The 15,326-nt window shown below is 64.6% G+C and carries 9 protein-coding genes; 3 read left to right on the top strand and 6 right to left on the bottom strand.

The window, feature by feature from the left end; all coding sequences use genetic code 11:
* Positions 1-35: 35 nt before the first annotated feature.
* Positions 36-920 (bottom strand): EamA family transporter, encoded by an 885-nt coding sequence (locus tag AT302_RS05855; protein WP_174554603.1) that lies wholly within the window; start codon positions 918-920, stop codon positions 36-38.
* A gap of 77 nt (positions 921-997) precedes the next feature.
* Between AT302_RS05855 and AT302_RS05850 the strand changes: the two genes are divergently transcribed.
* Positions 998-1,528: a MarR family winged helix-turn-helix transcriptional regulator gene (locus tag AT302_RS05850; protein WP_058377627.1), complete on the top strand. Its 531-nt coding sequence runs from the start codon at positions 998-1,000 to the stop codon at positions 1,526-1,528.
* Positions 1,529-1,536: 8 nt separating this feature from the next.
* Here AT302_RS05850 and AT302_RS05845 read toward each other — a convergent pair whose 3' ends face one another.
* Positions 1,537-2,748 carry an MFS transporter gene (locus AT302_RS05845; RefSeq protein ID WP_058377626.1) on the bottom strand — a complete coding sequence of 404 codons (1,212 nt, stop codon included), beginning with the start codon at positions 2,746-2,748 and terminating at the stop codon, positions 1,537-1,539.
* A gap of 103 nt (positions 2,749-2,851) precedes the next feature.
* On the opposite strand from AT302_RS05845, the gene AT302_RS05840 reads away from it, so the two are divergent.
* Complete coding sequence (locus tag AT302_RS05840) at positions 2,852-3,799, top strand: LysR substrate-binding domain-containing protein (RefSeq protein ID WP_058377625.1); 948 nt, start codon at positions 2,852-2,854, stop codon at positions 3,797-3,799.
* 153 nt (positions 3,800-3,952) lie between these two features.
* On the opposite strand, the gene groL is transcribed toward AT302_RS05840, so the two are convergent.
* The 3 genes from groL to AT302_RS05825 all read right to left on the bottom strand — a co-directional run bounded on the left by groL (position 3,953) and on the right by AT302_RS05825 (position 7,623).
* Entirely contained in the window at positions 3,953-5,599 is a 1,647-nt protein-coding gene (gene groL / locus AT302_RS05835; RefSeq protein ID WP_058377624.1) for a chaperonin GroEL, read from the bottom strand.
* A gap of 47 nt (positions 5,600-5,646) precedes the next feature.
* The gene (locus AT302_RS05830) at positions 5,647-5,937 is read right to left on the bottom strand and encodes a co-chaperone GroES (protein ID WP_058377623.1); all 291 of its coding nucleotides are present in this window, start codon (positions 5,935-5,937) and stop codon (positions 5,647-5,649) included.
* Between the two features lie 258 nt (positions 5,938-6,195).
* Complete coding sequence (locus AT302_RS05825) at positions 6,196-7,623, bottom strand: isoprenylcysteine carboxylmethyltransferase family protein (protein ID WP_058377622.1); 1,428 nt, start codon at positions 7,621-7,623, stop codon at positions 6,196-6,198.
* Positions 7,624-7,920: 297 nt separating this feature from the next.
* Between AT302_RS05825 and AT302_RS05820 the strand changes: the two genes are divergently transcribed.
* Positions 7,921-8,931, top strand: a complete 1,011-nt coding sequence (locus tag AT302_RS05820; protein WP_058377621.1) for a serine hydrolase — start codon at positions 7,921-7,923, stop codon at positions 8,929-8,931.
* 75 nt (positions 8,932-9,006) lie between these two features.
* Here AT302_RS05820 and AT302_RS05815 read toward each other — a convergent pair whose 3' ends face one another.
* Positions 9,007-15,198 carry an autotransporter outer membrane beta-barrel domain-containing protein gene (locus AT302_RS05815; protein ID WP_157125696.1) on the bottom strand — a complete coding sequence of 2,064 codons (6,192 nt, stop codon included), beginning with the start codon at positions 15,196-15,198 and terminating at the stop codon, positions 9,007-9,009.
* Positions 15,199-15,326: the final 128 nt, after the last annotated feature.

Here is a 15,326-nt window from a genome sequence, read left to right as displayed (position 1 = left end):
TCGCGACTCGCGACGAGCAAAGGCATCCGGGGGAATCACTTCCCCCGCGACGCCGTCCACTGCACAGCGAGGATGCTGACGAACACCATCGCGAGCCCGACGAACGCCAACCCCGTCATCGCCTGCCCCAGCAACACCCATCCCAACACCACCGCCGTCAACGGACTCAACAACCCGAGCGACGACACCGCGACCGGCGCAAGACGCGCAATCCCGCGAAACCACAACGCGTAAGCCAGCAACGCCCCCGCCACCGACAAATACAAATATCCCAGCGTCTGCAACGTCGTGAGCGACGGCAGCGGCGCGTCGATGAACAACGCCAACGGCGCCAGCATCAATCCACCCAGCACCAACTGCCAACCCGTCAACGCGAGTACCGGCATCTCAACGCGCCACCGACGCGTGAGATAAGTCCCCGTCGCCATACTCGCCGCCCCGGCAAGCGCCGCCAGAATCCCCACCGGCTCGAATACCGTCGTCGGCGAAAGCAGCAGGATCGCCATGCCGACCACGCCCGCCACGGCCGCCCACACAGTCGGTGCCAACGGCCGATTGTGCTCCACGCCCCACGCCAGCCCCATCACGAGTAACGGCTGAATCGCACCGACCACCGCAGCCAAACCGCCCGGCAACCGATACGCTGCCACGAACAACAACGCCTGAAACGCGCCGATGTTCAACGCAGAGAGCACCAGCAACCGCCCCCAATCGCGCGTTACCGGCCAGCGGCGTGCGTAGATGAGCAACAACAGCCCTGAGGGCAATACCCGGATCAGGGCCGCTGTGAAAGGCCGGTCCGGTGGCAAAAGCTGCGTCGTCACGATGTAGGTCGAACCCCAGATCATCGGGGCCAACGCCGTCAGCAACACGTCGATCCAGTTCAATCGCGCGGGCGAAACCAACGTAGAAGTCGTCATGATTATTTATCTTCAATTCAAGATAAATTGCAGTTTGGTATCATTTTGTCTTGATGTCAAGATAAGTGAGGTTACGCATGGTGAGCCGACAAACGCGCAAGGGCGAGGGTAGTACGGGCGACGCGGTCGACGCGATCCTCGCGCAGTGGAATCGTGAGCGCCCCGATCTCGACGTCGCGCCGATGGCGATCATCGGCCGGCTGAAGCGCTGTGCAGCGCTGGTTCAGCAGCAACTCGACGCGACGTTCGCCGAGTTCGACATGAGTGGTTGGGAATTCGACATGCTCGCGACGTTGCGTCGCGCAGGTGCGCCGTATCGACTGGCGCCGACGGCGTTGTTTTCCACACTGATGGTGACGTCCGGCACGATGACGCATCGCCTGCAACGTCTGGAAACGCGTGGCTGGATCACGCGAGTGCCGAACCCGGAGGACGCGCGCAGCACGCTCGTCCAGTTGACCGGCACCGGGTTCGCACAGATCGAGCGCGCCGTCGACGCGCACGTGGCGAACGAGCACCGCATGCTTGCCCCCCTACCGGCGGCAGCGCTCGCCCAGATCGACGCCGGGCTGATCGCCTGGCTCAAGCTGCTGGAAAGCGAGCGCTAGCCTGAGCATCAAGCGGCCGCGGCATTCCCCACACGCTGGCGCTGCGGCCAGAAGTACCACACGGCACCCAGCACCTGAAGCACGATCAGCGCCGCCCACGCGGTGAAGTGCGCATCCGCGCTGTGCGCCGGATAAGCGCCGAGCACCGCCCCGATGCCCACCTGACACAGGAAGATCAGCACGAAGATGACGAGCGTGAGCGACGTGTTCACGCGTCCGATCAGCGTGCCGTGGAAATACTCGGCCAGCACGGCGTATGACAGAATGCCCGTGCCACCAAAAATGCCGTAAGCGGTCCACAGCCAGACCGGCGGAATCGGCGCGCCCAGCATCAACAGCAACTGCACCGCGACGAAGATCACCATGCCGACGCCGGAGAACGCAAAGACGCTGACCCCACGGCGTTCCAGCGAGCGTGCCGCTGCGCCGAACACCACACTGCCGGCCATCATCGCCAGACCGACCACCGACACGAGCGACGCCGCTTGCGCGGCCGACAGGCCTTCGAAGTCGCGCATGAAGGGCGCCATCCACAGCGACTGCATCGCATAGAACACGCCCTGCGTGATCCCGGAGAGCGACGTCACCTTCCAGAACATGGCGCTGCCGAGCACTTGGCGCACGCCTTGCAGCGCCTCCGACAAACCACCCGGCGCATGCGCCCCCTGCTTCTCCGGTGCGCCAAACCACAACGCCACCGACATGAAGACGGTCAGTCCGGCCAGGCCGAACGACACCACACGCCAGTCGGTCATCCCAAGCAGCCAGTTGAGGGGAGTCCCGACCACCACGCCGCCCAAGCCGCCAACGGCCATCACGAGCCCGTTGAGCAATGGCAGACGCGCCACTGGAAACCATTGCGCCAACGCCTTGAACGCACTGCCCAGACACACCGACACGCCCACGCCGATGAGCAGACGCCCCACCATCAGCGCACCCAGTCCCTGTGCGAGACCGAACAGCGCGGCACCCGCCGCCGCCAGCAACAACACGATCGACGCCACGCGGCGCGGACCGAACTTGTCTAGCAGCACACCCGCCGGCAACTGCGCACCGGCGAAGCCCAGGAAATAGAGGCTCGTGAGCAAGCCGAGATCGGCCGACGAGAGTCCGAGTTCGCGCGTCATAAACGGCGCAAACCCAATATTCACACCGCGGTACACGTAGGAGACGAAGTACCCGCAGGCGAACAGCACAAAGATGCGTAGTGCTTTCGACATGAAGCCATACCTTAGTAATTTACTTGGGTATCCATTGTCCGGGGAACGTCGGCCCCAAGCCAACGAAACCTTTGAGCGCGCATTGTGAGTAGAATTTGACATCATGTTTCGACACCTTCCTCCCCTCCAATCGCTGCGTGCACTAGAAGCGGCTGCCCGTCACCGGAGTTTTACGCGGGCGGCCGACGAATTGAATTTGACGCACAGTGCTGTCAGCCACCACATGCGCTCGCTTGAGCAGCAACTCGGCACGCCCCTCTTCCGGCGGGTCGGCGCCCGCATGATTCCGACCAGTGTCGGGGCGCGTCTGGCCGAGCGCATCCGCATCGGCATGTCCGAACTGGACGAAGCCTTCACCGAGGCCCGGGCGGGCACGGCGGCGGGGGCATCGCCCGCCACGGTACGGCTGGAAGTCAGCGTGATGACCGATCTGGCGGCGCAATGGCTGATCCCACGTCTTGATCGCTTCAGCGCGCAGCATCCCGGCATCGATTTGATGATCCGGCTCCATACGGATGTGGCCGCGCCGGACCCGTATTCGGTCGACGTCGGCATCTGGCATCAGCGCGTGGAGGCGACCGGCTTTGTGAGCCGCAAACTACTGACCGACTACGTGATCGCCGTTTGCCGCCCCGAGTTGATCGACCGCCTTCCGAACTTCACGATCGACGACACGCCGAAGCTGCCGATGCTGCGTTTCGCGCACCGGTCATGGCGCGACTGGCTGGTCGCTGCGGGGCTCCCGCCGCACGAGCCCACGCGCGGGCCAATTTTCGACGATGCGGGGTTGCTGCTACGCGCCGCCGTCGCCGGACAAGGGCTCGCGACCACGCGCAGCCTGCTCGTGCGCGACGCCATTGCGGCGGGCGAACTCGTGCAGGTAGGCGACGTCTGCATCCCACCGAGTCTTGAGTACTACGTGAGCTGGCGCGAGCATCATCCGCGCGAGCGCGCTATCCACGCGTTCTGGCAGTGGATGCAGGATGAGATTGCCGCGACGGTGCCACTCGGCAAGGGCATCGCACGCGGGGGCAAAACCGCGCGCCCATAAAAAAACGGCAACGAATTCGTAAGAACTCGTTGCCGCTTTTCCTTGGCGCGGACTTCGACGGCAAAGAACAACTAACCGTTGAAGTCCGACGACCGGGCAATCGGGGCACCTCAAACGATGGAGGCACCCCGGACATGCCGTCTCTTGCGAGACTTACATGCCCATGCCCATGCCGCCCATACCGCCCATGTCGCCCATACCGCCGCCCATCGGGGCATCTTCCTTCGGCAGTTCGGCAACAGCGCAGTCGGTCGTCAGCAGCAGGCCCGACACCGAAGCGGCGTTTTGCAGCGCGGTGCGCGTGACCTTGGTCGGATCGACAACGCCCATTTCCACCAGGTCGCCGTACTCGCCCGTCGAGGCGTTGTAGCCGTAGTTGCCCTTGCCAGCAATCACGTTGGCCACGACGACGCTGGCTTCTTCGCCACCGTTCGCGACGATCTGACGCAGCGGCTCTTCCATCGCGCGCAGCACGATCTTGATACCGGCGTCTTGGTCAGCGTTGGCGCCCTTGATGTCGGCAACGGCCACGCGAGCACGCAGCAGTGCAACACCGCCGCCCGGGACGATGCCTTCTTCCACGGCAGCGCGGGTAGCGTGCAGCGCATCTTCGACGCGTGCCTTCTTTTCCTTCATTTCGACTTCGGTCGCAGCACCGACCTTGATCACGGCAACACCGCCGGCCAGCTTGGCCACGCGCTCTTGCAGCTTTTCACGATCGTAGTCGCTGGTAGCTTCTTCGATCTGGGCACGGATTTGCTTGACGCGTGCTTCGATGTTCACGGCTTCGCCAGCACCATCGATGATGATGGTGTTTTCCTTGCCGATTTCGATGCGCTTGGCTTGGCCCAGTTCGTTGAGCGTTGCCTTTTCCAGCGTCAGGCCGATTTCTTCAGCGATGACTTGGCCGCCCGTCAGGATGGCGATGTCTTCGAGCATGGCCTTGCGGCGGTCGCCGAAGCCCGGAGCCTTGACGGCGCAGGTCTTCAGGATGCCACGGATGTTGTTGACCACCAGCGTTGCGAGGGCTTCGCCTTCGACGTCTTCAGCGATGATCAGCAGCGGACGGCCAGCCTTGGCGACTTGCTCGAGCACCGGCAGCAGGTCACGAATGTTCGAGACCTTCTTGTCGAACAGCAGGACAAACGGGTTGTCCAGGATGGCGACTTGCTTTTCCGGGGTGTTGATGAAGTACGGCGAGAGGTAGCCGCGGTCGAATTGCATACCTTCGACAACGTCCAGCTCGTCTTGCAGCGACTTGCCGTCTTCGACGGTGATCACGCCTTCCTTGCCAACCTTGTCCATCGCTTCGGCGATACGGTCACCGATCGACGAATCGCTGTTAGCCGAGATCGAGCCGACTTGAGCGATTTCCTTGTTGGTCGTGCAGGGCTTGCTGATCTTGCGCAGTTCTTCGATCGCAGCGGCGACAGCCTTGTCGATACCGCGCTTCAGATCCATCGGGTTCATGCCCGAGGCAACGTACTTCATGCCTTCGCGAACGATCGACTGAGCCAGCACCGTAGCGGTGGTGGTACCGTCGCCGGCGTTGTCGCTGGTCTTGGAAGCCACTTCCTTGACCATTTGCGCGCCCATGTTCTGGAGCTTGTCCTTGAGTTCGATTTCCTTGGCGACCGAGACACCGTCCTTGGTCACGGTCGGGCCGCCGAAGCTGCGCTCGAGCACCACGTTACGGCCCTTCGGGCCCAGGGTCACCTTGACGGCATTGGCCAGGATGTTGACACCCTCGACCATCTTTGCACGAGCGGAATCGCCGAAAACGACTTCTTTAGCTGCCATTGCAATAACTCCTTGAATTCTTTACGTAGATGTCTGGGGGGACAGTCTTACTTGACCAGAACGGCCATGATGTCTTCTTCACGCATGACCAGCAGTTCCTGGCCATCGACCTTCACGGTCTGGCCGGCGTACTTGCCGAACAGGACACGGTCGCCCACCTTCACGTCGAGCACGATCGACTTGCCTTGATCGTCTTTCTTGCCCGGGCCAACCGCCAGGATCTCGCCCTGATCCGGCTTTTCAGCGGCGGCTTCAGGGATCACGATGCCCGATGCGGTCTTCGTTTCGTTGTCCAGGCGCTTGACAATAACGCGGTCATGCAAGGGACGAAGGTTCATTACAAGCTCCTCTTTTCTCTCAGTGAGATTGTCAAAACGATATATGCAAGATGTTGCATATAAGATGAATTCATGACGTTAGCACTCTACACCAACGAGTGCTAATTATAGGGACGGGGTTTTACGATTTCAAGACGCGGGGTTTTCCCGGAGGTGAATATTCTTGTCGGCGGCGGCTCGGCGTCGACGGGATCGACGCCACTTTGGCGGGCGGTTGTCCCGTTTTTGACGATGCCTGGCCGCTGAGAGTTCCCTCGCCTAGCTGGCGCTCGGTGTCCGCCAGCGCCTGCCGAACCATGACAAGTTCGGCAGAAACCGAAACAGCCCATGCGCATCGATCCATCGGGCGTACGCCACATAGACCGGATCGCGAGACAGATGGCGCTCTTCGGTCCACGCCCGCATCGCATAGAGGCCGTTGACGCCCAACAGCAGCAGGCAGTGGCGCAGCGCCTCATCCACCGGCCCGCGCGCCACGAAGGGGATGAAGATCAGCCACCACGACAGGTTCTTCGCCACATACGCCGGATGCTTGGTCCAGCGATAAGGGCCGTTGGTAATGATGCCGCGATGGGTGAGGTTGGAGAAGCGGCCGCCGAAACTCACGGTGGCCCAGACGTAAATCATGGTCAGCAGCAGGATCGCACTGCCCCAGATGCCATAAAGCAGCGGTGACCCCCACAGCCACTCGCCCCATGCGAAACCGGTGTCGTAATGCAGATACTGGCGGCCGATCAACGACCAGAACGGCTCGTAACACGCCAGCGCCACCGCCCACCCCAGCATGGTCGGCTCGGCCGAGCGCAGATGCGTATCGGCAAGGCGCAACGTCAGCAGGTAGCCCATCACCGTCAGGCCCACATCGACGAAATAGCACAGGCCGTACAACAGATCGAACCACGGCTTGAAGCCGGTGAGCTGACTGACATCGGCGTTCAGGAATCGGGCGAGGTCGTTGCACAGGTAGCCGAACATCAACGGCAGAAAGAACCCCTTCACCAGCCAGCCGAGCAGATGCTGCCCGACGATTCGGCGGTCTACGTTGGCCCACTGCAACGTCACGAGCTGGCCCACGTGCCAATAGCCGTCCAACGGCTGCGGCATCCTGCGATCGACAAAGTAGAGATACGGCAGCGCCAACACCAGCAATGGCGGCACTATCAGCGACAGCATCCGGTAGTAGCGATCGTAAAAGTCGCCGTGATATTCCGGGAACAGCCAGTACAGCAGCGCGACGAACCCCAGACTGCCCAACAGGCCGGTGAACTTGACCATCGTGCGAGACCACGACGGATCGTCGCGCTCGAAACTCAACCCCGTCGACGCGCGCCGATAAGTCTTCTGCCACAGCAGGTCCACCAGCAGCACCGTCGCCGAAGTCATGCCAACCATGAACAGTGCACTCGCGACGATGTCGCCCCCGAAAGGACGGTAGGCGCGTAGCAGGACCAGTGACAGGAGAAAGGCCGCGAAACCGGCGGCCCCGACCGCGCCGTGTGTCGCCGAGCGTGGCCGCGCGGGCACGGCTCCATCAGGATTGCCGGGGCCGCCGGGGCCGCCGGGGCCGCCGGGGTTGCCGGGGTTGCCGGGGTTGCCGGGGTTGCCGGGGGTATCGCGGTTGCCGGGGTTATGGCGTGCGGTGTCGGTCACGGTACCAGTCATGTCGTTCGTCATGTCTTCCGTCATGTCGTCCAATCGGTGGCACTACGAGGATACGGTGTCGCTCGTCACGTCCGCGCTCACGACAGTTGCCGCCCCACGATTCCAACCTTCCTGACCTACGCGGGCAGCCCGCGCACGTCGCCATCATAGCGTGGCGCAGCCACGCATAGGCGACTACTCAAAAGAGGGGATCGCCACCGTCAACACTGCGTGCTAACGTCAGCCCCGGCCTCGCCGCAAAGCAACACAGGCAAGAACCTGCGGCATCCAAGCCTCACGTTTCGCACCCTGCCCCTGCCTTTGCTTCGGAGACCTCTCGCGATGACCGCCTTTCGCCCCACCCGCCGGCAAGCCCTGCAACTTGCCGCCGCCTCACTCGCCACACCGGCGTTGCTCACGCCCGCCGCCAACGCCATCGCAGCGGGCCGTGCAGACCTCGACGCCGCCGTGCGCCGCTTCGGCGCCCTCGCGCCGCAAACGACGAGTTGCCTCGTCCTTGCCGACATCCCGTCGGGTGGCTGGCAGTCAGCCTATGCGCCGGACCGGATGCTGTTCGTCGGCAGCGCGGTCAAGACTTACATCCTCGGGCAGTTTCTGCTCGATGTGGAATCCGGCTACAACCAACGCTCGGAGACCCAACTCTGCGACGTCAACGACGCCGTGCGCACGCCGGGCAGCCCGGTGCTGATCGGGCTCACCGGACAAACCCAGTACCGCACCGCACTCGAAGCGATGATCTCGCACAGCGACAACTTGGGCACCGACATTTCACTCGCTGCCGTCGGCCCCGATCGTGTGCGCGAACTGCTCAAGCGTGTGGGACTGACCACGGCGCGCATCCCGGACTCAACCCGCAAGCTCTTCTCCTATCTCGCGGGCGCTGCGCCGGGCGTCGATCTCGGCTGGGCCGGCATGCAGAAGATGGAACGCAATGAAGACCTCGGACTGAAGCCGCGCACCGACGTCATCAACGATCACGAAACGATGACGAGTTCCGCCGCCGATCTCGTCAAGTGGTATCGGCAAGTGCTGCGCGGGAAGCTGTTCGCGAAGCCGTCGTCGCTCACCGAATTCAAGCGCATTTCCGCCATGGCCGACGCCGTGTGGATGGCCGTGCCCGACGGGCTGCTCGCGTATGGCAAGGGCGGCAGTCTCGATTGGGAGAACTTCCACGCGCTGTGCTTCGCGGGCGAAATGCTCGTGGGTAAGACCCCGGTGACGTTCTGCTTCACGTCCAACTGGCTCGACGGCAAGACGAGCGTCGAGCGCACAGGCGAGTTCATCGCCGCCGCCAGCGACGTGCTCAAGGCGGCCGCCAAAGCCGCCGCCTGATCCGCGCAAAAAACGCACAACAACAAAGGCCTGTCCCGCGATCGAAGCGGGTCAGGCCTTTGTCATGACGTCACGTCAGAAGTGTTTCGCCAGTCGTAACGCCGCACTCTGTACCGTCTGCGAAGGTGCGGTGCGCAAGCTGTATTCGGCACGCATTTCCAGCCCCTTGCCCGAGAGCAGCTCCACCCCCACGGCGAAGTTGCCGTAGACGCGGGGTTGCGACGACGAAATCACGAAGGGTGCACTCGGAAACTGCACCAGCGACACTTCGGTACTCACATCGCCTTTCGACGCAAAGCTCATACCGAGCGACAGATAAGGACGCAGCGTCACGCCGCGATAGTCGAAGCGCCCTCCCACCTCGACAGTGGGACTCAGTACCGCCGTCGTGCGCCCCTGACTTTGCACCGCGAGATCGAGCACCCCCGCCCCGCTTTCGCTGTACGCCCCGCTGCGGTCGTACACGACATCGAGATCCGCATATGGCTTCACATACCAGTCGGCGAAATTCACCTGATACGACAGTCGCGACCGCGCCCCGACAAAGAACGCATCGGGCTTGCTCGTCGCCCGCGCGACAGCCTCCGGATAGTCGATCGTCCGGTTCTGCGTACCGCTCTCGTAACCGCCCAACAGCGCCAGTGCGATCTGCCACGGCCCCATCTGCCGCTTCAACGTCACGCCGCCACGGAAGCCGTCACTCGACACATCGAGCGAGCGATCCGACGAGCGCGCATGCGTCACCACATAACTCGCCGAGCCACCGAAGAACCAGTCCGGCGCAATCTCCTTTTGCGCGCCGAACTGATATGTCACCTGCTGGCTGCGGAAACCGACGTCATCTGCCGTATCGAAACGATCGGCACGCGTGCCGATCACACGCCCCCACACACAACTGCCCTCGGCCAGACGTGTGCCCACGCCGTCGAACTGCGGACAACTCATCAGCCGATTCAGGAAGTCGTAATTTTCGTGTCCGCGCGAACCGGCGCGCATGAGCGTTGCCGCGCCCGAGAGCACATCCAGTGCCTTGCGGTACGACGCGGCGTCGCCCACATTCGCGAACGGCTGGAACAGCGGCCCGGTATCCACGACACCCATGTCCCAATGCGTTTGCAGAAAGTTGGCGAACGACGTCTGGTTGGCGTTCAGGGCGACGCCCGGCGGCCGGAAATTGGCGTCGACGGAGATCAGCGGGTCTTGCGAGCCGCCGCCGTTGTTTTTCATCTGGTAGCTGAACACGATGGCCGTGCTCTTCGCGACAGCCGTCTCGCCCGTCGGCGCTTGGTCGAAGTGACCGATCCCGAGCCAGATGTTCTTGACCGGGTTGTGAAGCACCGGCACCACGCTGCCGCCGAACGTCAGCGCACCGGACACCACCAGAAAGTCGCTGTTGTGACGCGTGAAATCGAGATCGGGCGCATACACGCCGGTGCCCGTCTGCGAAAACGCACCGTACACGTGCGACACCTGAAAGACACCCGGACCGCCGGGGCTGAACGTGCCGAAATTCTGGAGTTGTCCCACGGTCACGCTTTGGCCCGCACGCAACTCGCCACCGGCCTGATTCACGAACGTACTGTCGGTCGTGAGTTGCACATTGCCCTGCATGATGCCGCTGTTGTTGACGCTCGCCTTGCCCAACGACTCGATGGCCGTGGCCGCCGAGACGGTGCCCGCATTGTCGATGGTCACGCCATCGGTGTTGATCGCCAGAATGCCGATGCCCGAGGTCGCATTCGCCAAGACCGTCGCGCCCTTGCCCACGGTCACGCTGATCGGCTTGCCCTCGATGACGTTGTTGCCGGTCGTGCCCGCGTTGCCCATGCTGATCGCAGCAATGGCGGGGGAGCCTGCGCCCATGGCCGCCACTGTCGCGCCGGGTTGCACGCTCACATCGATCTCGCCACCGGCATTGCCGCTCCAGTTCGGCGGATTCTTCAGCAGCACACCACCGTCGGTGAACACCGCGCCGCCGCCCAAGCTCATCGCGAGAATGGCCGGTGCATTCACGCCGTACGTCACGATGCTGCCCGACGCGCTCACCCGCACCGTGTTGCCCGCCCCCACCGCACCGGACACGTTGGCCAAGCGAACCATGTCGAGGCCATACGTCACGGCTGCCGCATCGCCCGCAATACCCCCCCCGCCGCCCACGCTTTGTGCGAGCACGCCCGCCGCGCCATCGCCTTGCGTGCGGATGCCACCGGCGACCGTCACTTCGACCGTGCCGCCGTCATTAATCCCCGCATTGCTGAACGTGTTGTTCACCGACGCCAGCGTGACAAGCCCCGGGGCCGTCGTCAGACCGGCGATACCGCCGCCCCCGCCCACGCTCTGTGCGACGACACCATGCGCATTCTGTCCCTGCGTCTGCACCACGACGTTATTGCCCACGGTCACGGCAACGTCCGATCCGGCGCCCCCGGTGTGGTCCTTCGCGCCGAGCGTCAGACTCGTGACGGGCAGCGTCGACGGTGCGCCACCGCTCGCCAGTGCAGCATAGCCACCGCCACCGCCAATGCTTTGTGCGAGCACGCCGAACGAGAGCGTTCCCTGCGTTGCAATCACCGAGGGCGAGTTCGCACTCCCGGTGGCGCTCGACAGATCGACAAGGACGCTCCCGGCATTGGCAATCAGGCTATTGTTCCCCGACTGCGATGCGCCCAGCGTGACGACAGACCCCGCGAGCAACGCCGTCATTGACGCGCTCGCCGTCAGCCCGGCGACCCCGCCGCCGCCCGACACCGACTGCGCCAGAATGCCGTGCGATAGCGCGCCGCTGGTGTAGATGCTGCCGCCGCTGAGAACGTTGACGCTGCTGCCGGTCATCAATGCAGGCGACATCGAGCCGCTCAACGTGCTGCCCAGCGTGATCGTCGGCGCAGTGGCTTGCTGGCCATCTGCCAGATGCGTACTCGCGTTACCGGCAAGGCCAACCGAAGCCGCTCCGCCACCGCCCATGATGCTCTGCGCAACGATGCCGCTTGCATCGGCCCCCTGCGTGGCAATCACGCCACCACTCTTGACCACCACCGGATATGGGGCGGTATTGACGCTGCCCAGATTGCCCGCGTAAGTTCCGCCGAGCGACAGCGACAACGCCGGTGTCGATGCGCCGGCGGCGGTGCCGAAACTGCTCGACCCGAACGTATAGCTGGTGGCCCCCGCCATCCCGCCGCCGCCCGAAATGCCTTGCGCGAGAATGCCCGGTGAGCTGTCGCCGCTTGTCTGAATATTGCTGGCCGGGTCGCTCGCGTCCACATTCACTTGTCCGGCCACGCCCGCGCTGCCGCCTTGTGACCCGACACTGACGTTGACGTTGTGCTGTGCGCTTGCGAGATTGGCGCCGAGCAGATCGATGATGCGCGTCACCTCACCGATGATTTCCGGTGCGCTATTGGGTGCCCAGTTCGCGACGAACGCTTCGAGATTCTGCGCAGTGGCAACGCCAGCACCGCCCCCGCCGCCGACGCTTTGCGCCACGATCCCCGGCGACGAAAAACCTTTCGTCGCGAGAAGGCCACTGTTGGCGATGCTCACGGGACCGCCATTGCCGCCACTGCCGCCCGAACCGCCAACCGCGACATTCGTGCCGACGTTGGGCGAGAGGTCGAAGTACGAGCCGACCTTACCTGCGACCACGCCAAGCAGATTGTCGATGCTGGACATCAGGCTCGACACACTTGTCGACGCCGCCGTCCCGCCCTGACCGCCCCCGCCGCCGATGCTCTGCGCGACGATGGCCGCAGCGCCGTCGCCGGCCGTTGTCACCCGTCCCTTGTTGAAGACGCTGGCACCCACGCCGTCGCCGCCGCTTCCCCCGCTGCCGCCCACGCGAACATCCACGCCCACCGTCAGCGATCCGAACGAGACCGAAGGCGGCTGGCTTCCGCTCGCCAGCCAGTTGACCAGCGACTTCAGACTCCCGAGCGCCGCGCTGGGTCCGCCAAGCGTTGCCGAGAACGATTGCGCAGTCTCCTGCTGGACGATACCGCCGCTGCCGCCACCACCACCGACACTCTGCGCAACGATGCCCGGCGCGTGATCGCCCGCGGTGGCAACGCTGCCGGAAACCTCGTTGGTCACCGTCGCCACACCACCGAAGCCGCCTTGGCCACCCGAACCACCAATGGATGCGCCCACGCTGATGTTGAACCGGCTACCCGCCGCCGCAATCGTCGACGTGCGCAACGCCGCCGCCGCACTGCCGCCGCCCCCGCCGCCACCGCCGATGCTCTGCGCCAGAATGCCGATGCTCTTGTCGCCTTGCGTCCAGATGCCCCCGGCGTTGTCGACTTGCGCGAAACCGCCGTTGCCGCCGTCGCCGCCACTGCCTCCTGCGGTGTAGTGCGGGCTTAACGTGGCTGTCGGTATTTCAGGCCCGAGATCGGGTGCGATGGTAATGGCCGCCGAGCTGGCCAGACCACCGTAGCCGCCGCCACCGCCAATGCTCTGCACCACCGCACCGTCGCTGGCCGCGCCTTGCGTGGTAATGCTGCTGCCGTTTTCCAGCGTCAGGCGGGACGTGCCCCCCGCACCACCCCCCCCTGCACTGCCGCCGTGGCTGACCGCCACGCCGAGCCCGATACCCACGGTGATCGCGCTGGCAGAGCCACCCGCGCCGCCGCCGCCGCCGATGCTTTGCAGAATGAGGCCCGCAGAACCTGCGCCCGCTGTCGAGATCGCGCCGCCCAGATCCATCGTGGCCGTGCCCCCCGCGCCGCCGGCGCCACCGTGTCCGCCAGTCGCGACGCCCACGATGATGCCGGTCGTATCGGCGTCGCCACCGTGTCCGCCCCCACCGCCAATACTCTGAATCAAGGCCCCGGCGCTCTGATCGCCGGTGGTGAAGATCGAACCGTTGCTGTCGGCCTGAATATTGCCGCCCAGCCCGCCGTTGCCGCCCGCGCCACCGCCGATGTTCATCAGGCCCTGACTCACGTCGGCCGAGCCTGCACCGCCGCCCACGGCGTGCGCGAGAATGCCGAGGGCGTCTTTGCCTGCGGTCGAAATGTTGCCGTCGTTCTGGATCGTGACGGCCAATTGTCCGGTGTTGCCGCCCCCACCGCCGTTGCCGCCGTGGCCCGACCACGGGCCCGCTGCCCCACCGTTGCCGCCCGCGCCACCAACCACGGATACGCGAATGCCCATCGAGCCGAGGCCTTGCGTGGTGATGCTACCGGTGTTGGTCACGGACGCCCCGCCCGGTGTACCGCCGTCGCCACCGGTGAAGCCGCTGCCCGTCACACCGCCCCCGCCATCGCCGCCGCGCCCCCCAAGGCTGTACACGGCAATGCCCGGCGCGTTGGCACCGTCGGTCGTGATGGCGGCGCCATTGGTCACCGTCACCTGCCCCGAGTTGCCGCCATTCGAGCCCTTCACGTCCGTGCTCACGCCCGCCGGGCCACTGCCGCCGATTGAGCGCGCCAGCACGCCCACCTCGCCATCGCCGTGGGCGGCCACCGTGCCGTCCGCGATCGAAACCGTGACGTTGCCCGAGTTGCCGCCCCATCCGGAGAGCACGTAACCGCTCTCCGAATCGTCAACGCCCAGACCGCCTTGTCCGCCCAGCGACTCAGCACGAATCGCCGCGCCGCCGTTGCTACCGGCAGCCGTCGCTGTGATGCTGGCCCCGCCGCGCACCACCACGCTGGCGTCTCCGGCGTTGCCGCCGATCCCGGCGTTCAGACCGGGCTGGATGCCCGCGTACGACGGAATTGCACTCGCCTGACCATTGCCGCCAATCGCCTGCGCCGACAGGCCGTATCCCACGGCCGTCACCGTGCCGCCATCGATCGTCAGCCGCGCGAAATTGCCGTTGTTGCCGTTACCATTGCCGTTCGCGCGGTTGCCCCAAAGACCTCCATCGCCGCCCTTCGAGAGCACCGACACGCCTGCGCCGTTGCTGACGACCGTGCTGTTGACCAGCCCGAAGTCGACGATGCGGCCGAAGCCGCCGTTGCCGCCCCAGTGATCGCGACCGCTGTCGTCGTCGTTGGTGTTGCCATTGCCGCCGTTGCCGCCGCTCACGTCGACGGCCACCCCGGTGGCGCCATTGGCCGAGCGAATGTTCAGGCCGGTGATCGTGCGTTCGACGTCGATTTGTCCGGGCGCGCCGTCGTAGCCGTTGTCGCTGTGACAGCACCCGCCTGCGGCACCGCGATAGTCGAGAAACAGCGGCCCGGAGGTTTGAGAGAACGCCGGACCGGCGAGCATGACGCCTGCAACGCTGCAAAGCGCCTTCAAGCGAAGCGGTACCGCCACCTGAGATGATTTGCCTCGCACGCTTGCCCCCGTACTCCGAATCGTGTGCCGACTGACAGGATGCGCGCCGCTCTGTTGATCGCTTTTGATCGTTTTTGGTGCGTTTGGAAAGGCGCGGTAATTTCCGG

Origin of the sequence: Pandoraea norimbergensis (assembly GCF_001465545.3) — a bacterium.
GTDB classification, from domain to species: Bacteria; Pseudomonadota; Gammaproteobacteria; order Burkholderiales; family Burkholderiaceae; genus Pandoraea; species Pandoraea norimbergensis.
Note: the sequence above shows the minus strand (reverse complement) of the source record. Positions and strands in the feature narration are given on the sequence as shown.

Excerpts from the sequence above, each read along its gene's own strand:
- AT302_RS05855 (WP_174554603.1), bottom strand. The coding sequence starts at position 920 with ATGACGACTTCTACGTTGGTTTCGCCCGCGCGATTGAACTGGATCGAC.
- AT302_RS05850 (WP_058377627.1), top strand. The coding sequence starts at position 998 with ATGGTGAGCCGACAAACGCGCAAGGGCGAGGGTAGTACGGGCGACGCG.
- AT302_RS05845 (WP_058377626.1), bottom strand. The coding sequence starts at position 2,748 with ATGTCGAAAGCACTACGCATCTTTGTGCTGTTCGCCTGCGGGTACTTC.
- AT302_RS05840 (WP_058377625.1), top strand. The coding sequence starts at position 2,852 with ATGTTTCGACACCTTCCTCCCCTCCAATCGCTGCGTGCACTAGAAGCG.
- groL (WP_058377624.1), bottom strand. The coding sequence starts at position 5,599 with ATGGCAGCTAAAGAAGTCGTTTTCGGCGATTCCGCTCGTGCAAAGATG.
- AT302_RS05830 (WP_058377623.1), bottom strand. The coding sequence starts at position 5,937 with ATGAACCTTCGTCCCTTGCATGACCGCGTTATTGTCAAGCGCCTGGAC.
- AT302_RS05825 (WP_058377622.1), bottom strand. The coding sequence starts at position 7,623 with ATGACGGAAGACATGACGAACGACATGACTGGTACCGTGACCGACACC.
- AT302_RS05820 (WP_058377621.1), top strand. The coding sequence starts at position 7,921 with ATGACCGCCTTTCGCCCCACCCGCCGGCAAGCCCTGCAACTTGCCGCC.